Below are 16,558 nucleotides of genomic sequence, written 5' to 3' on the forward strand. Positions count from 1 at the left end.
GTCTCTTAGACGAACTTGAAGCTCAGGATTTCATATGAACGTGAGCCGCCCGGTGCGTTCACTTCAATCGTATCGCCTTCGCCTTTGCCAATCAGCGCACGCGCAATCGGGGAGGAGATGGAAATACGTCCCTGTTTAACGTCAGCTTCCTGATCACCAACAATCTGATAAATCTTTTCAGCTTCGGTTTCTTCATCAATCAAAGTGATGGTTGCACCAAACTTAATGCGGTCGCCGCTCAATTTGGTAACATCAATAACTTCGGCACGGGCAATCAGCTCTTCCAGTTCGGAAATGCGGCCTTCATTCAGGCTCTGCGCTTCTTTAGCAGCATGATATTCGGCATTTTCCGAAAGGTCGCCATGTGCTCTTGCTTCCGAGATGGCCTGGATAATATTCGGACGTTCCACCTGTTGACGGGTACGCAATTCTTCTTTCAGGTTTTCGAAACCGCCGGGTGTCATCGGAAATTTGTCCATACCCTGTCCTTTCGTGAGCCAAGCAGGCTAAAATTATGCGAGAGGCACAATGTGCTGAACGCCTTTGCGTGTCAGTCATCCATGCGCCAAACGGTTAAACATCATGACGGCAGACAAAAAGAAAACGGTGACCGAAGGCCGAACTTCGGTACCGTCTCTTTCTCATCTTTGCTTCAGTATAGCATTTGTTGCAGGCTTTTCACGTGGAAAATAAACTTTTCCCGAAACATTCTCGCCTGATACCGCTTTCAAGGCCCGGAAAATTAGAAATAAGGCCTCAAATGATGGTGCTAAAGGTGAGGGGAACTTGGCTGCTCCGGTTCGCTATACTAACTTTATTTATATAGGTCTGAATTCGAGCGGGTTGAAGCTGTTGCTTTTGGCAGCCCGTTTTTGTTCATTTTGATGTGTTTTTTGCGCTCGCACAAACGGCAGGGCTTGCTAATTCACACGGAATTGATAAAGGGCGCGCTGCCAACTTTGAGCGGGCAATTGTCAAAGAGTGCATTTTAATGCATAGTAGAGAGAACCGGCTGCATAGAAATTAGTAGTGTGAAAATCTCATAATTTAATCGGCGGCCTTTAGTGCGTTCCGCCGCCGCGTTGGTTTGAAAAAATCAAGAATAAAATGCTGCTTGCTGATTCCGGCTTAAGTAGAGATTTGTGCTATGCTTGCAATTCTGAATTGTTTTTCTTAATATCAATTCTTTTATGCAATATATTACTAAAATCGATTGAAATCATGAATTATTTTTAATTGACTGTATTGTGGCTGGTACTAGTTATGGGCGTTCTGTGGGGGCTTATACGGTCTCACTGATGTCGATACTGAAATATGGTTATCGGATAAGTAAGAGGAACTTTAACAATGAATCGCACAAAAGCGTTTTCGAATTTTACACGCCGGGATTTACTCTCGCTGATCGGTGCTACAGCCGGTGGTGCGGTGATGTATCAGGCAATGACCAACCTTGGTCATGCCGCTGAATCCGGTTACAAAGGTCCAGTTAAGCTGGAAGGCGACCCTAAAGGCGCCACAGTTCTGATTCTCGGTGCAGGTCTTGCAGGTATGACCGCAGCACTCGAAATGCGTCAGGCTGGTTATAACGTTAAGATCCTCGAATATAATGATCGTCCAGGCGGCCGTAACTGGACTGTTCACGGCGGTGACAAATTCACTGAAATCGACGGAACAACACAGACTTGTGAATTCGACAAAGACCAGTACATCAACCTTGGTCCTTGGCGTATTCCTTACCACCATCATGCGGTGCTGGATTACTGTAAGCGCCTCGGCGTTCAGCTGGAACCATTCCAGCAGCTCAACTACAATGCATTCTTGCATTCAACCGAAGCTTTTGGCGGTAAGCCACAGCGTATCCGCGATGTGAAAGTTGATTTCCAGAGCCATTCTGCCGGTTTGCTTGCAAAGGCAACAAAAAAAGGCGGCTTGGATGAGCTGGTAACCAAAGAAGATCAGGAAATCCTACTTGAAGCGATGCGTTCATGGGGTGTTCTTGATGAAAACTTCAATTATGTGAAAAGCATTCACACAGCCGAATTCCGTGGTTATGAAAAAGATCCAGGTGGCGGTGTTGGTGCAAAACCGGTTCCAAGCGACCCTTATAAATTTGAAGATTTGCTGCGCTCGAATCTGTGGCAATATCTGTCAAACTTCAGCCTGTACGAATTTCAGACCACCATGTTCCAGCCAGTGGGTGGTATGGGCGTGATCGGTCAGGCTTTTGCTAAGGAAGTTGGCGACCTCATCACTTATCAGTGCAAAGTTATCAAAATCCAGCAGAATGATAAGGGCGTAACCGTCACTTATGAAGATGTTGCAAATCCAGGCACTGTAAAAGAAGAAAGCGCTGACTGGTGTATCTGCACCATTCCTTTACCTATTCTTGCCCAGATCGAAACCAATCTGAGCTCAGAAATGAAGGGCGCAATCGCTGCTGTTCCTTATGTTTCTTCCGTGAAGTTCGGCCTGCAGTTCAAGCGCCGCTTCTGGGAAGAAGACGAGCACATCTTTGGCGGTATCAGCTTCACCAACCTACCTATAGGTCAGATTTCTTATCCAAGCACCAACTACAACATGGGTGGCAAGGGCGTTCTGCTCGGCGGTTACACATGGAATGGTCCAAACTCATACGAGTTCACTTCCCTGTCCCCTGCTGATCGCGTTGCTAAAGCTGTTGAATACGGTGCAGAAATTCATCCGCAGTACAAGGAAGAATTTGAAAACGGTGTTACCTGGGCATGGCATCGCAGCCCGTACACACTGGGTTGTGCTGGTGACTGGACTGATGAAATGCGTGAAGAGCATTACCAGAACCTCTGCAAAATCGACGGTCGCGTTGTGCTTGCAGGTGAGCATTGCTCTTACATCCCTGGCTGGCAGGAAGGTGCGATCCTTTCGTCACTTGATGCAATCACCAGACTTCATGAGCGCGTGATCAAAGGTTAAGGGTTTTCCTTAATCTTTCTCGGCTCGATGAAAGGAACATTCAAATGAAAAATATTTCTCTTCTGGTTCGCCCATTGGCGCTTGCTGCAGCCGCAGCTACCATTCTTGGTGTAGCTGCTCCTGCTGCTCTGGCAGACTCTGCCGGAACAGGTTTGAGCAGCAGCAATACTTTTGCAGCTCAGACCGGTCAGGAACTGTACGAAACTGTTTGCCAGGCTTGCCATATGGCAGAAGGTAAAGGTGCAGTTGGTGCTGGTTATTATCCGGCACTGGCCAAGAATGAAACTTTGGCTGAAGCCAGCTACCCGATCTATGTTCTGTTGAACGGTTTGAAGGGTATGCCACCAGTTGGTCAGATGATGAATGACGAGCAGATTGCTGCCGTTGTGACATATATCCGCACCAACTTTGGTAACGACTATCAAGAGCCTGTAACAGCTCAGGACGTAGCGGATAACCGTTAATCATAAAATGCAGATGCCGTGTGTATAACACGGCATCTGTTTATTCCGGCCTTTTTCTCGCCCACTTTTTCAATGCTTATCGAAGTGTAAATCGATATAAGGAAGTATCCATGAAGAATTTGACAGCTGCTGCAGTTTGCGCTTTAGGCGTTATGCTTTCAGGCCAGGCTTTTGCTCAAGATGTTATTCGTCATAAAGCACCGGGTTCAACATTCCCGATTGCTCAGGCAGTAGAAGTACCGGCAGGAAAGACCACTGTTTACCTCAGCGGTGCGGTTCCAACTGTTGTTGATGAAAAAGCAGAAAAAAATACGATTGCTGCTTACGGTGACACCAAATCACAGACAGAAACAGTTCTGAAGTCGATTGAAAAATCGTTGGCTTCGCTTGATCTGAAAATGAGCGATGTTATCAAAATGCAGGTTTTCCTCGTTGGCGACCCTGAAAAGGGCGGCAAGATGGATTTTGCCGGCTTCATGGAAGGTTACACCCAGTTCTTCGGTACTGAAGCACAGCCTAACCTGCCTTCACGTTCCGTCATGCAGGTTGCTGCTTTGGCAAGCCCGGCATGGTTGGTAGAAATTGAAGTAACAGCTGTTCGCCCATAATCTTTGAGCGTGCGTCAGATTGATGAAATCTGATGTTCTGCTTGGATGTGAGACAGATTATTGCTTTCAATGGCTAAAAAAGCCGCTCTTCGGGGCGGCTTTTTTTATTGGTGGCAATGACAGACAAGACATTGAATAGTTTTACTAATAAAATGCAGCATATTCTAAAGGTTTAAATCGCTGCTCTTGCTGTCGAGGCGCAACTGTGGCTATAGATTGCAGGATGAATACAACCCGTATTCAGCCAGTTTTTCAGCAGTTTTCAGGTTTTGCACGATGTCGCGCCTTCAGGCTAATTTGCTTCTTTTGCTCGCCGGTATGATTTGGGGAATGGGTTTTGTTGCCCAGTCCACCGCCATGACAAATATTGGGCCGTTTATGTTTATTGCGGTGCGATCACTGATTGCCAGTTTTACAATTTTACCACTGGCTATAGCCGAAGGTGGCAAAGCGCGCCTGACTTTAAATCGTCGTGATTATCTGTTTTTTGCTGCTATCGGATTGGTTCTTTTCACCGGCCTTGCCGCCCAGCAAATCGGCCTGCAAACAACCTCTGTAACCAATGCCGGCTTTCTAACAGGCCTTTATCTAATTTTGGTGCCCGTCTTAGGCGTGCTGATTTTTCGGGCATGGCCGCATGGTATCATCTGGCCATGTTCATTAGCTGCCTTGGCAGGTATTTATCTGCTGTCGGGCGGGGAACTGAGCGCACTTAAACAAGGCGACTGGCTGGTAATGTTTGGTGCGTTTTTCTGGGCATTGCAGGTTTTACTGATCGGACAAGCAAACCGAACCGGCCGGCCGGTAACATTAAGCCTTGTGCAATTTGCAACCTGTGCGGTGATCGGCTTTATCTTTGCATTCACACTGGGCGAAGTCGATTGGTCAGCCGTTGCTGTCACATGGAAAGAACTGCTGTTTACCGGCATTTTCTCATCCGGTGCGGCTTTCACATTACAGGCCATCGGGCAGCGTTATACTACGCCGCCGCAGGCCGCTATTTTCCTGTCGTCTGAAGCTTTGTTTGCCGCGCTTTTCGGAGCAATTTTCTTAAGTGAACGCTTGTCTTTTGTCGGGCTTGTCGGATGTGGATTGATCTTCATCTCGATGCTGGCCGTTGAAATTATCCCGATGCTGACCGCAAAAAAGCCTCAAGCTGTGGCTACGCTTTAAAGATAAAAGACGCACCAAGAGCAATCAGGGCAAATCCGATCAGGTAGTTCCAGCTAAACGCTTCTTTCAGATAGAAAACTGAAAAGAGAGCGAAGATGATGAGGGTAATCACTTCCTGAATTGTTTTCAGCTGGGCGGTTGTGTAAACAGCTGAGCCGATCCGGTTTGCTGGAACAGCCAGACAATATTCGGCAAGCGCAATGCCCCAGCTGAGAAAAATGACTGTAATCAGCGAGGCTTGCGGAAATTTTAAATGTCCGTACCAGGCTGTGGTCATAAATACATTGGACATGATGAGCAGAATAATGGGAAGAATTGCCGGAGAGATTAAAAACGCCATTTCAGTAGATCCCGAAGAAACGCCAAATTTGACAAGACAGGTTTTGATTTATGGTGGAATGCTGGCAGGTTTGATGCTTGCAGGCTGCACACAACATAATACAGCAGCGGATTTGGTGGCTCCTACGCCTGCAAGGGTGCGTGCTTATGAGGGAGCGCCCGATCATCATGTGGTTGCGGCAGCGGAGCCTGCTATTCTTGGTCTGGCCGAGGAGCAGGATATTGAAAGCCTGAGGCTCGCTCGCTGCCAGACGAATAAGACATGTAAATAATCACAAGGCGCAGGGCATAAAAGCCTTATGCGCTGATGATTTCTTCTGCGATCGGGGTTGGTTTGCTGTCTGCATCAAGGGCAACCATGACAAATTCGCCGTGGGTGACAAGATCCATCTGTTGGGACAAATAACGCTGCGCCCAGGTTTCCACTTTCAAGGTGATGGATGTGCGGCCAACTTTAGTAATATCGGTATAGATACACAATGTGTCGCCGACCTTCACCGGTTTGGCAAAGGACATTTCACGCACCGCAGCAGTCACCACGCGGCCGCCAGCACGTTCTGCTGCGCGGATACCACAGGATAAATCCATCTGTGCCATAACCCAGCCGCCGAAAATATCCCCGGCCGCATTGGCATCGCATGGCATGGCCTGTGTACGGATGGTCAATGTGCCCTTTGGTGAAGAGGTTTCAGTCATTTTGCACTCCTGGAAATTAAATGTTCTGATGATGGATTTAAGCCTTAATCAAAGCAATTCCCACTCTTAAATTGCATACACTATGATAAAGTGCCGAGGCTGATGGAACGGTTGGGCATATTCATGCGTTACCAATTACAAGCTTAAACAGGAGCTGCCCCCATGAAAGTACTTTTTAGAACTGCATTGCTTGCAGTTGGTTTACTTGCAGCCGGTGCTGCACAGGCAGCCAATGCAATTGTAACGGCTGATTTGAACGTGAGAGCAGGGCCTGGCACGAAATATCGTACCCTTGGTGCCATTCCTAATCGTGCCCGTGTTGATGTTAGCGGGTGTACCAGCGGTTATGGCTGGTGTCAGGTGCGCTATGGCGGCCTGCACGGCTGGGCTTCATCGCGTTATTTGGCCACGCGTGTGGGCTCATCGGGCAATTATCAGTCAAATAATTTTTCCAATAATGCCGCAGCAATTGGTATTCCGCTGATTGCCGGTGTGGTGATTGGTTCGGCAATTAACAGCCGCAATGATCGTTATTATCGCGATGATTATTATGGCCGTCCGCATTGGAACCGCCCGCATCGTCCAAATCGCCCGCATTGGAATCATAATCGTCCGGGACGCCCGAACTGGGATCGCCCAAACAGACCAAACCGTCCGCATTGGAATAATTCGGGTCGTCCAAACGGCAATCATGGGCGTCCGCGCCCGCATCGCTATAACTGATTTGTACTTGGTTTGATCTGTTTGTTCTGGTAATGTACCGTATCGGCTAAGAGCATGAGGCGATTTTGTTTCATGCTCTTTTCTTTCCTCAGCGAGATCGCCATATTAGCATCATGACCTCTTCAAAAGATAAGCCACCTTTTTCACAGACCGATGCTGAAAGCAGCATTTCTGGTTTTGCCGAAGCCCCGCAGCCGTCGCTGTCGGGAACGCCTTTCAGTGCATCGATTGCGGATTGGGCAAAGGAAATCAGCGATGCAGCCGAGCAGGACGCAACTGCAAAGCCTGCAAAAAAAACAGCTAAAAAAACGGTGAAGAAGGCCGATAGTGCTAAGGTGAACGCAGCGCGTACATCGCGCGGCACCTCTATTGGTATGGCAGCTACGGCTAAAGAGCGGGCTGCTGCTGGTCTTAATCCGGTTTCCGGTCTTGATGTGGCACTTGAAGATGCGGATAAAATCTCGCCGTCTGGCGCGACAGCCACTGTGCAAGCGCTGTCTGACTTGATTGAATCCGGTAATCCGCTGTTTAAAAATGGTGAATTGTGGACGCCGCACCGTCCTGTCAGGCCAGCAAAGTCTGAAGGCGGACGAGCAATCACACTGGAAACAGAGTTTACGCCATCCGGTGACCAGCCGACTGCGATCAAAGATTTGGTTGAGGGTTTGGAAGATGGCGAGCGCACACAGGTTCTGCTTGGTGTAACCGGCTCGGGTAAAACGTTCACCATGGCGCAGGTGATCCAGCAGACACAGCGTCCGGCATTGATTTTAGCGCCGAACAAAACATTGGCTGCGCAGCTTTACGGCGAGTTTAAAAGCTTCTTCCCTAATAATGCGGTCGAATATTTCGTTTCTTATTATGATTATTATCAGCCGGAAGCCTATGTGCCGCGCTCTGATACTTTTATTGAGAAAGAATCATCAATCAACGAGCAGATCGACCGGATGCGACACTCGGCGACCCGTTCGCTGCTGGAGCGCGATGATTGTATTATCGTAGCATCGGTTTCCTGTATTTACGGTATCGGCTCGGTTGAAACCTACACTGCGATGACCTTTGAAATGAAGATCGGTGACAGGCTTGATCAGCGCCAGCTGCTCGCCGATTTGGTCGCACAGCAATATAAGCGTCAGGACATTAATTTTGTCCGCGGTTCTTTCCGTGTACGGGGTGATACGATTGAAATCTTCCCCGCTCACTTGGAAGATAGCGCGTGGCGCATTTCCATGTTTGGCGATGAGATTGAAACCATAACCGAATTTGACCCGCTGACAGGACAGAAAACCGGCGATCTGCAGTCAGTCAAAATCTATGCGAATTCGCACTATGTTACGCCGCGCCCAACGCTCAATCAGGCGATTAAATCGATCAAAGCTGAATTACGTGACCGCTTGGAAGAACTGACAAGGGCAGGGCGTTTGCTGGAAGCACAACGCCTTGAGCAGCGCACTACATTTGATGTGGAAATGCTGGAAGCGACAGGCTCTTGTGCCGGTATTGAAAACTACTCGCGTTATCTGACGGGACGCAAGCCGGGTGAACCGCCGCCGACATTGTTTGAATATATTCCTGATAATGCCCTTGTTTTCCTTGATGAAAGCCATGTGACCATTCCACAGATCGGTGGTATGTATCGCGGTGACTTTAGACGTAAAGCAACATTGGCCGAATATGGTTTCCGTTTGCCGTCTTGTCTTGATAACCGCCCGCTGCGGTTTGAGGAGTGGGACGCAATGCGTCCGCAAACTGTGGCTGTTTCGGCAACGCCCGGTAAGTGGGAAATGGAAGAGGCAGGTGGTGTCTTTGCTGAGCAGGTCATTCGTCCGACCGGTCTGATTGACCCGCCGGTAGAAGTTCGTCCGGCAAAAAGTCAGGTTGATGATGTGCTCGGCGAAATTCGGGCTACGGCACAGCAAGGTTATCGCACATTGGTGACAGTGCTCACTAAGCGTATGGCGGAAGACCTGACCGAATATCTGCATGAGCAGGGCGTGCGGGTGCGTTATATGCACTCCGATATTGATACGTTGGAACGCATCGAAATCATCCGTGATTTGCGTCTTGGCGCTTTTGATGTGCTGATCGGTATTAACTTGCTGCGTGAAGGTCTGGACATTCCGGAATGTGGTTTTGTGGCTATTCTGGATGCCGATAAGGAAGGCTTCCTGCGTTCTGAAACGTCACTTGTGCAGACAATCGGTCGTGCTGCGCGTAACGTTGACGGCAAGGTTATTCTTTACGCGGATAAGATCACCGGTTCGATGAGCCGTGCGATGGAAGAAACGACACGCCGTCGTGCCAAGCAGATGGCTTATAACGAAGCCAACGGTATCACACCGGCCAGTGTACGTAAGAATATCAATGATATTCTGAATTCTGTTTACGAGCAGGATCATGTGCGTGCCAATCTTTCCGGCTTTGCTGAAGAAGGTGCGATGGTTGGCAACAATCTGGCTGCTCATATCGAGCATCTGGAGAAAGAAATGCGGGCAGCCGCAGCTGATCTCGACTTTGAAACAGCCGCACGTTTGCGCGATGAGTTGAAACGTCTGCGTGAGACCGAGCTGGCGATTTCCGATGATCCGATGGCGCGGGAAGTGGAATTGGAAAGTCCGGTAACAGGACGCACCAAAGGCCGCCATAATGCTGGGCGCAAAGTACACCGCACAGTTGATGATGCGTCGGAGAGCAGCCTGTTTCAAAAGCCGTCGCTTGACGATATGGGACCTGGAACCGATACGGCGAAACCACGTCATGAAGGCGCTATGCCGGAAAGCCGTTTTCGTAAAAATACGCTGGATGAAATGACAGTGAAAAGAACGGAAGTACCGGTTGATGGCGATGAGTTTGTCAAACGCGGACGCATTGGTATCGGTTCATATGAAGATCCGGGTGAAATGGCACGTAAAAAGCGCCGTCCGGGCAAAACCGGAAGGCCGGGTCGTTAAGACTGCTTTGTTGATGGTATTAAAAAAGGAGGGCATTGCCCTCCTTTTCTTATTTCAATTCCGGACGTTTTTCGTTCCACATTTTTTCACGTAGTGAGCGATCTTTGGTTATTGCGGCATCCAATCCGCCATGTCCCAGTTCTTCCATCATATTTTTATTCGGATTGAAGATTGAGCGGCCAATACCTGCACGCCCATCCGGTAAATTCATGCCTAAAAGCTCCAGAATGGTCGGAAACAGGTCAAACATAGCTGCTTCACGTTTGATGACTTGCGGTTCAATACCGTCGCCCAGAGCTGTGAAATAATTCATACGGTAAAAAGTGTTGAGCTCGTCAGAATGTGGATTGTCCATAATCAGATGGTCATTATGAACAACAACAATAGTGTTTTCTAACAAACCCTTTTCACGAAGGATTTCGATGGTTTTTTGGATATGATAGCCGGAGCATTTAATGGCAAACTGCATGCCACTTAAGTTACCCTGTGGAACATTTGCTTTGCAGGTCTGAGTTGGAAAACCAGTTGAAGCATGGCCGCCAATTGTAGCCATGAAGAAGGCAAATGGATGTTTTTGCTGATGTAGCTCTTCAATGCGTTTTTCAGCCAGCTCCATCAGTGTGTCATCATAGAGACCCCAATAGCTGGTATAATCACCAACAAGGTCTTTATAATCATCGAAATGGGTTGTGCGATTGAAATGATGACTGTCAAGATAAGCACCAAGCCCGGCAAAATTGCGACCGCCACCATTCATATATTCGGTATAATAGCCATTGGCGCTCAAAATATCTGGTAAGCAATAAATGCCGGTGAAAAAATCTTTGTGACGTGAGTAATTATTGCCGCGATAAAGACCACGTGGTTGCAAGGTTACGCCGCATTGCGATGTCATGAAACCAGCCATTGTCCAGCCGGTATTGGCGACTTGGCGCAAGCCCTGTACTTCCAAACCGGTTGAAGCGACTTGTGAAAGCTCTGCAAATGTCTGCTCACCGTGTTCAATTTCAGCAAAAGTACGCTCAGTACTTTCCGCATAGATAATGACGATATTTTTCTTAGTTACACCATTTGGAAATTGCAGTGGTGGTTCTACATAATTTTCGAAAAGCGTTAGGTCTTTTTTACCGTAGTAAAAATCGTAAACACTCCAGAAAAACGGATTGCATACCAATAGAATAATGGCAATCAGCGGATCAATGACTTTGAAACGGCGATCATGCTTTTTAAAGAAAAGCATCGGAATAAGAAAGCCAAGGAAAGACAGTACCAGAAAAACAACTCTGTTGCCCTGAACCGTCGGACGTCCGCCATCAACGCCCATATCGATGTGGTAAAGAACCGCGCCGAAATCAAAATCACCAAAAATGAGGAAAATACCCATATAGGCAGTCATCAATAGAAGCGGTATCAGGCTCCACAGCAGATAATATCTTTTATTGATATTCTTATCATTATTGAATGGGATCAGGCGCGATACAATGATGGCGCCAACAAAATACAAGACGGTTTCAATATTTCCGAGATCAAAATATTTTCGCAATAAATAAAGTAGGGAGATCATTAGGAAAAAAGAAGCAATGCGTTTCTTTTCTATCATGGTATTGCCTGTCTATATGCAGTCGCTGAAATGCCGAGGCATTATGAAATATGATCAGGCTGTCATAATCCAGACATGAAAACGTCACAATAGCTTTTCCAAGAAACGAACCTATTAATTCGTCTGATCACTGGCTGCTTTACTAGCAATAAAAAAACGGCCTGTTGTAACAGGCCGTTTCTATTCCATGATAAAATCTCGTTAGCTTAACATTGGCCGGGGTGTACCGGACGGAAACCGGCACGCTGTGCTTCACAGCTATTCGGGAAATTACGCTTATTTTTGCCGCTGACGGCGCAAACAGGATTAAATTCTCTGGTGCAGGCAATGTTGGATGGTTTGCCTGGTTTGACATAGGGCGGACGAGGCGGGCGCGGGCGATGGGACTGGTTCGGTTTGCCGTCATTATTGCCCCAGCCATGACCCGGACGGTTGCCGCATTCACCATTAGCAACAATACGATAGCCTTGCGCATTGGCTGTGCACGCATTCGGCATTGTTTTTTGTACACCATTGCGCTGGCCGCAAACCGGTGCGTAATTATAAGGGCAGGCTGACGGTGCCGGATGTGGTCTGACCGGAGGGCGGGTTGTAGTACCGCTTTCCACTACGCAACCTGCAAGCAAAAGCAATGCAGCTGTAAAACCAAGTTTTTTGAAACTAACCATAAGTGGAGCCGTTCTGTGCATGTGTTTCGCAAAATCCATGCTGAAACTTAAGCCGGATTTCACAAGAGGTTGGTTTTTCGCATCGCTGGTCAGTTGCTATAATGGTTGATTGCATTATGAGAACTGAAAAATGCCGATGATTTTCAGCATGAAGTTTCTTGTAAAATTTGGCAACTGAAATATTACGAAAATGTAATCTTGTAAGATGTTTATTTTTCAATGATGTATAACAAGAACCAAGCAGATGACTGGTCTTCAAACCACACATATTTGCTTACTCTTTATTTTGTCGCATTATAATGATTATCAGAAGCTATTCTTTTCAGGATGCTTGTTAACGGGGCGGGTCACCACTGAATGCGGCAAGGATTGAGACGACAAAAACTGTTGTTGGTAGTGCTGGCAAGCGCCGCTTTATTGTTCTCGTCATTTATGGCCACTGCTGAAACAGACGCATCGCTGCAACAGGCTGAGCCGGAAAAGCCAGCATTGGAAAAAACAGCACCGAGTGTTGAGCAAGTGTGCCAGTTGCTGGAGAGTGCCGCGACAAAGCATGATGTGCCATCAGGTTTCTTTACGCGCCTGATCTGGAAAGAAAGCCGCTTTGATCATTTGGCGGTCAGTCCTGTCGGTGCGCAGGGAATTGCACAATTCATGCCGGCAACTGCCCGTGAGAGAGGATTGGCTGATCCTTTTGATTATAGTAAGGCTATTCCGGCTTCTGCGGCTCTGCTGGCAGATTTGAGACGCGAGTTTGGCAATTGGGGATTGGCGGCTGCTGCCTATAATGCGGGGTCGGGACGGGTGCGCGGCTGGCTTAATCGCGGGGGCTTTTTGCCTCTTGAAACCGAGAGCTATGTTTTGGATATTACCGGCACATATGCGGATGATTTCATCGGTGCACCGCTTAAAGACATGCAGCCTCTGGATAAAGAGCTGGATTTTTTGAGTGCCTGTAAAAGATTACCGATTATCCCGACACGTATGATCGCGCAGGCAAAGATAAAGCCGCAGCCATGGGGCATTCAGGTAGCAGGTAATTTCAAACGTAATGTGGCAGTTGCGCAGTGGGGGCGTCTGCGTAAACAGTATAAAAATATCATCGGTAATAAAGAACCACATATCAGCAGACAACGCACAGCGATGGGTAAGCGTGGTGTTTATGCCGTGCGCATTGGTGCGGATAGCCGTGCGGAAGCCGACAATATCTGTAATAAATTGCGCAGTTCCGGGGGGGCTTGTATCGTGACACGCAACCGTTGAGTGGGTGCGCTGCCAACAGCAATGGATTGTAATGGCTGACGTTTTTTGAAGACGCACTAGTTTAGAGAATAGCTTTTCCGCAATATTGATAATGTGAAATAATATACATGATTAAGTCATAATTTTTGTAATTATATTGCATCTACTATATGCAGTAATACTAAATGATAGGGCTCTCTATATCAAAATCGAAAAATTTGCTTGCCAAATCGCGTTACTTCGCGCAGTCTTGCATGGTTCGGGCATTTTGCGAACGATGGAAGACAGGAAGAATTGCGTGTCGGAACCGCTCTAAGTTCCGAGTCGGACAACCGGCAATGATCAGCTCCTTCCCTTATTTCGAGAACTGCCTGCATGACCCTCCGCCGGGCGTGTGGTGCGTTTGGCGGTCGATAATTCTGCTTTCTCTTGTGAGGATGCAGCGCCAGGAAAAGGAACGGATCCAATGGCACAGACCGGCTTGGTCAAGTTTTTTAATAATGAAAAAGGTTTTGGCTTTATCAAACCTGATGATGGCGGCGCAGATATTTTCGTACATATCTCTGCTGTACAGGCATCCGGCTTGACAGGTCTGACAGACAATCAGAAGGTTTCATACGAAACCGAACCTGATCGTCGTGGCAAAGGCCCTAAAGCTGTAAATATTACAGTTACCGAATAATTGAACAAAGCGTCTGCGCTACTAAAATAGTGCGATGGCTTCAGCACTGTCGCAGTCTGATGCTTTATAAGTATGACTGCGACGATGCAAAAGAGCGAACCAGATTGCATGCGACAGATTATATTTGTTGCAATAGTTGTGGTTCGAGCGGCTAAACAGTTTCGGGACTGCTTGATAAAATTATTAAGCTTTGAATGGCGCTGAGCATAAAAATACCCCGGTCAATGCCGGGGTTTTTTGTTTTTATAAGATATTATTTTAGATGATCAGCAAAGGCTCGTTTTTAACGGAGCGGATGGTTAGTGCAGTGCGTACAGAATCGACATTTGGTGTTGAGGTCAGTTCTTCAATTACAAATGTCTGGAATGTGTTGAGATCGGGTGCCACGCAATGCAGCAGAAAATCTGATTCACCGGAAACCATCCATGCACGACGTACGAGCGGCCAAATTTTGCTTTTTTCTGCAAAGGCTCTCAAATCGGCGTCAGACTGTCGATGCAGGCCCACGGAGCAAAAGGCAACCAGATCCTGCCCCAGTGCCGCACCATTTAAAATTGCGCGGTAGCCGTTGATAACGCCACTTTCTTCCAGCTTGCGAACGCGGCGCAAGCATGGCGGAGCAGAGATTCCCACCCGTTCGGCCAGCTCCACATTCGTGATGCGCCCATTATCTTGCAGCTCTTTAAGGATTTTCCAGTCAATCTCGTCAAGGTCAGCCTTAATCGGCATTAGTAACTCCGTGCGCAATGAAGTTGCGGTAAATTGTAATAATAATGTGTGATTCCCAAGAGCAGTAATGCATTATTGCTCTTAGCAAAAAGATCGTGCTGATGTAAATCATCCATTCTTAGTGTTTTGTGGCTAAAAACCTGCCTTTTTGGCCTAAAATATGGCAGTAATCCTGTCTTATCGCACCCAAAAGGCCTTTGTGAACAGGATAAAAACGGTCACCAGTTCCAATCGTCCGGCCAGCATCAGGAAGCTTAATATCCATAAAGCGCTGTCACGAACAGTTGAATAGTTACCCACCGGCCCGATGGTTTCGCCAAGGCCGGGGCCGACATTGGAGAGGGCGGTGAGGGCGCCGGTAAAGGCGGTGACAAAATCCAAGCCTACACTGGCAAGCAGCACGGCACCAATCACCAGTGATGCAATATAAAGAAACAGATAAAGCAGCACAGCTTGTGCAATGTCGCCGGTAATTTCTGAATCACCATAATGCATTTTAATAACTGCATGCGGCATAATCAGGCGGGCAAGATTGGCGCGGGTGAGGCTGAACAATACGATCAGGCGGTTCATTTTGATCCCGCCTGAAGTGGAGCCTGCACAGCCACCTAAGAATGAAGCCAGAAAGAAAATACCAAGAGCCGGTGGCCCCCAGAGTGAATAATCCTCGGTCGCATAGCCGGTGGTGGTGATAACGGAAACAAAATGGAATGATGCCGAAACCAGCGCGTCACCAAAAGGAATGTCTTGGCCGACACGCAGCACAATGGCGAGCGCAAAACTAAAGCTGATGACAATTGCAAAAAACAGTTTCACCTGCGGGTCGATCAGACTGCTGAAACCACGAGGTGTGAAGGCCTTGATATAGAAAATAAACGGCAATGCCGACAAAGCCATGAAAATGGTGGAGATCACCAACAGCGGCCGGTTGCCGGCATAAAAGCCGAGCGAATTGTCATGGGTAGAAAAACCCGCGGTGGCGACAGTGGTGAGGCCATGATTGATGGCATCAAACATATCCATGCCCACGGCAAAATAAGCGATGATGCAAGCCGTGGTCATGGTGCCGTAAGCAACCACAATGCCAAGCGCGATCTGGTTCATGCGTGGCAGCACTTTTTCAGATTTATCTGAGTTTTCCATATGAAAAAGCGCCAAACCGCCAACGCGTAAAGACGGCAGCATCAAAAGCGCCAAACCGATGAACCCGATACCCCCGATCCAGCACAATAAAGAGCGCCATAGCAAAATGCCGCGCTGCATTTCATCAAGCTGGGTGAGGGCTGTCGCACCGGTTGACGTTACACCTGATATCGCTTCAAAAAAAGCGGTGGCATAGGAAATCGGTAGATGCGAAAAATAAAGCGGAACCGAGCCCAGAAAAGCGGCCGTCAGCCAGATGCTGGTGGTGAGCAAAAAGCCGAGCCGCGGGGTAAAGCGGATATGTTGTCCTTGTGTGGCCATCAGCACCATGCTGCAAAAAGCAGCTGTGGCAGCAGAAGAGCGCACAAAAACCAGCCAGTCATCATTATTATCGCGCAGGTCAATGGCTGCCGGTAGCAGCATTGCCAAAGCCATAATCAGGCCGAAGCGCGCACAAATATTACTGACTGAACGAAAAATGGCATTCTCTCCGTGGCCGGATATAAGATAAAACTATAAGCAGTCTTTCTTAGCCTCTGCCGTTCTTTCCTGCAATGCGACTGATCGTGATAAGCTGCATGTTTTTTATGT

16 protein-coding genes are annotated in these 16,558 nt (G+C 47.9%); 9 read left to right on the forward strand and 7 right to left on the reverse strand.

Annotated features, from left to right (window positions below):
* Positions 1-5: 5 nt before the first annotated feature.
* A complete protein-coding gene (gene greA, locus ABDZ76_RS06960) occupies positions 6-479 on the reverse strand; it encodes a transcription elongation factor GreA (RefSeq protein WP_343803547.1) in 474 nt (157 codons plus the stop codon).
* An 868-nt stretch (positions 480-1,347) separates the two neighbouring features.
* Between greA and ABDZ76_RS06965 the strand changes: the two genes are divergently transcribed.
* The 4 genes from ABDZ76_RS06965 (at position 1,348) to ABDZ76_RS06980 (ending at position 5,194) form a co-directional block, all read left to right on the forward strand.
* Entirely contained in the window at positions 1,348-2,949 is a 1,602-nt protein-coding gene (locus ABDZ76_RS06965; protein ID WP_343803550.1) for a flavin monoamine oxidase family protein, read from the forward strand.
* Positions 2,950-2,993: 44 nt separating this feature from the next.
* Positions 2,994-3,413, forward strand: a complete 420-nt coding sequence (locus tag ABDZ76_RS06970) for a c-type cytochrome (protein WP_343803553.1) — start codon at positions 2,994-2,996, stop codon at positions 3,411-3,413.
* 110 nt (positions 3,414-3,523) lie between these two features.
* Positions 3,524-4,021: a RidA family protein gene (locus ABDZ76_RS06975; RefSeq protein ID WP_343803556.1), complete on the forward strand. Its 498-nt coding sequence runs from the start codon at positions 3,524-3,526 to the stop codon at positions 4,019-4,021.
* Between the two features lie 276 nt (positions 4,022-4,297).
* A complete protein-coding gene (locus ABDZ76_RS06980; RefSeq protein WP_343803559.1) occupies positions 4,298-5,194 on the forward strand; it encodes a DMT family transporter in 897 nt (298 codons plus the stop codon).
* Here ABDZ76_RS06980 and ABDZ76_RS06985 read toward each other — a convergent pair.
* Positions 5,184-5,534, reverse strand: a complete 351-nt coding sequence (locus tag ABDZ76_RS06985) for a DMT family protein (RefSeq protein ID WP_343803562.1) — start codon at positions 5,532-5,534, stop codon at positions 5,184-5,186. The genes ABDZ76_RS06980 and ABDZ76_RS06985 overlap by 11 nt on opposite strands.
* Between ABDZ76_RS06985 and ABDZ76_RS06990 the strand changes: the two genes are divergently transcribed.
* Positions 5,500-5,805: a hypothetical protein gene (locus ABDZ76_RS06990; protein ID WP_343804787.1), complete on the forward strand. Its 306-nt coding sequence runs from the start codon at positions 5,500-5,502 to the stop codon at positions 5,803-5,805. The genes ABDZ76_RS06985 and ABDZ76_RS06990 overlap by 35 nt on opposite strands.
* Before the next feature lie 25 nt (positions 5,806-5,830).
* On the opposite strand, the gene ABDZ76_RS06995 is transcribed toward ABDZ76_RS06990, so the two are convergent.
* Complete coding sequence (locus tag ABDZ76_RS06995; protein ID WP_343803565.1) at positions 5,831-6,229, reverse strand: acyl-CoA thioesterase; 399 nt, start codon at positions 6,227-6,229, stop codon at positions 5,831-5,833.
* Positions 6,230-6,391: 162 nt separating this feature from the next.
* Here ABDZ76_RS06995 and ABDZ76_RS07000 point away from each other — a divergent pair, with 162 nt between their 5' ends.
* Together ABDZ76_RS07000 and uvrB are read left to right on the forward strand one after the other, a co-directional pair.
* Positions 6,392-6,952 (forward strand): SH3 domain-containing protein, encoded by a 561-nt coding sequence (locus tag ABDZ76_RS07000; RefSeq protein WP_343803568.1) that lies wholly within the window; start codon positions 6,392-6,394, stop codon positions 6,950-6,952.
* 113 nt (positions 6,953-7,065) lie between these two features.
* Complete coding sequence (gene uvrB, locus ABDZ76_RS07005; protein ID WP_343803571.1) at positions 7,066-9,903, forward strand: excinuclease ABC subunit UvrB; 2,838 nt, start codon at positions 7,066-7,068, stop codon at positions 9,901-9,903.
* 49 nt (positions 9,904-9,952) lie between these two features.
* Here the strand turns inward: uvrB and ABDZ76_RS07010 are convergent, their stop codons facing one another.
* Positions 9,953-11,299 (reverse strand): sulfatase-like hydrolase/transferase, encoded by a 1,347-nt coding sequence (locus tag ABDZ76_RS07010; protein ID WP_343803574.1) that lies wholly within the window; start codon positions 11,297-11,299, stop codon positions 9,953-9,955.
* 410 nt (positions 11,300-11,709) lie between these two features.
* Positions 11,710-12,171: a Kazal-type serine protease inhibitor domain-containing protein gene (locus ABDZ76_RS07015; RefSeq protein ID WP_343803577.1), complete on the reverse strand. Its 462-nt coding sequence runs from the start codon at positions 12,169-12,171 to the stop codon at positions 11,710-11,712.
* A gap of 357 nt (positions 12,172-12,528) precedes the next feature.
* Between ABDZ76_RS07015 and ABDZ76_RS07020 the strand changes: the two genes are divergently transcribed.
* A complete protein-coding gene (locus ABDZ76_RS07020) occupies positions 12,529-13,434 on the forward strand; it encodes a transglycosylase SLT domain-containing protein (RefSeq protein WP_374844576.1) in 906 nt (301 codons plus the stop codon).
* A gap of 445 nt (positions 13,435-13,879) precedes the next feature.
* Positions 13,880-14,095, forward strand: coding sequence for a cold-shock protein (locus ABDZ76_RS07025; RefSeq protein WP_184219214.1), 216 nt, complete (start codon positions 13,880-13,882; stop codon positions 14,093-14,095).
* Between the two features lie 258 nt (positions 14,096-14,353).
* Here ABDZ76_RS07025 and ABDZ76_RS07030 read toward each other — a convergent pair whose 3' ends face one another.
* Both ABDZ76_RS07030 and ABDZ76_RS07035 read right to left on the reverse strand, forming a co-directional pair.
* Complete coding sequence (locus ABDZ76_RS07030; protein WP_184219211.1) at positions 14,354-14,824, reverse strand: Lrp/AsnC family transcriptional regulator; 471 nt, start codon at positions 14,822-14,824, stop codon at positions 14,354-14,356.
* 177 nt (positions 14,825-15,001) lie between these two features.
* Entirely contained in the window at positions 15,002-16,402 is a 1,401-nt protein-coding gene (locus ABDZ76_RS07035) for a TrkH family potassium uptake protein (protein ID WP_343803582.1), read from the reverse strand.
* Positions 16,403-16,558: the final 156 nt, after the last annotated feature.

It is taken from the genome of Paenochrobactrum glaciei (assembly GCF_039522165.1).
GTDB lineage: Bacteria > Pseudomonadota > Alphaproteobacteria > Rhizobiales > Rhizobiaceae > Paenochrobactrum > Paenochrobactrum glaciei.

Coding starts and splice junctions, on each gene's coding strand:
- uvrB (WP_343803571.1), top strand. CDS start 7,066: ATGACCTCTTCAAAAGATAAGCCACCTTTTTCACAGACCGATGCTGAA.
- ABDZ76_RS07030 (WP_184219211.1), bottom strand. CDS start 14,824: ATGCCGATTAAGGCTGACCTTGACGAGATTGACTGGAAAATCCTTAAA.
- ABDZ76_RS07010 (WP_343803574.1), bottom strand. CDS start 11,299: ATGACTGCCTATATGGGTATTTTCCTCATTTTTGGTGATTTTGATTTC.
- ABDZ76_RS07020 (WP_374844576.1), top strand. CDS start 12,529: ATGCGGCAAGGATTGAGACGACAAAAACTGTTGTTGGTAGTGCTGGCA.
- ABDZ76_RS07015 (WP_343803577.1), bottom strand. CDS start 12,171: ATGGTTAGTTTCAAAAAACTTGGTTTTACAGCTGCATTGCTTTTGCTT.
- ABDZ76_RS07000 (WP_343803568.1), top strand. CDS start 6,392: ATGAAAGTACTTTTTAGAACTGCATTGCTTGCAGTTGGTTTACTTGCA.
- ABDZ76_RS06980 (WP_343803559.1), top strand. CDS start 4,298: ATGTCGCGCCTTCAGGCTAATTTGCTTCTTTTGCTCGCCGGTATGATT.
- ABDZ76_RS06985 (WP_343803562.1), bottom strand. CDS start 5,534: ATGGCGTTTTTAATCTCTCCGGCAATTCTTCCCATTATTCTGCTCATC.
- ABDZ76_RS06990 (WP_343804787.1), top strand. CDS start 5,500: ATGGGAAGAATTGCCGGAGAGATTAAAAACGCCATTTCAGTAGATCCC.
- greA (WP_343803547.1), bottom strand. CDS start 479: ATGGACAAATTTCCGATGACACCCGGCGGTTTCGAAAACCTGAAAGAA.
- ABDZ76_RS07025 (WP_184219214.1), top strand. CDS start 13,880: ATGGCACAGACCGGCTTGGTCAAGTTTTTTAATAATGAAAAAGGTTTT.
- ABDZ76_RS07035 (WP_343803582.1), bottom strand. CDS start 16,402: ATGGCTTTGGCAATGCTGCTACCGGCAGCCATTGACCTGCGCGATAAT.
- ABDZ76_RS06965 (WP_343803550.1), top strand. CDS start 1,348: ATGAATCGCACAAAAGCGTTTTCGAATTTTACACGCCGGGATTTACTC.
- ABDZ76_RS06995 (WP_343803565.1), bottom strand. CDS start 6,229: ATGACTGAAACCTCTTCACCAAAGGGCACATTGACCATCCGTACACAG.
- ABDZ76_RS06975 (WP_343803556.1), top strand. CDS start 3,524: ATGAAGAATTTGACAGCTGCTGCAGTTTGCGCTTTAGGCGTTATGCTT.
- ABDZ76_RS06970 (WP_343803553.1), top strand. CDS start 2,994: ATGAAAAATATTTCTCTTCTGGTTCGCCCATTGGCGCTTGCTGCAGCC.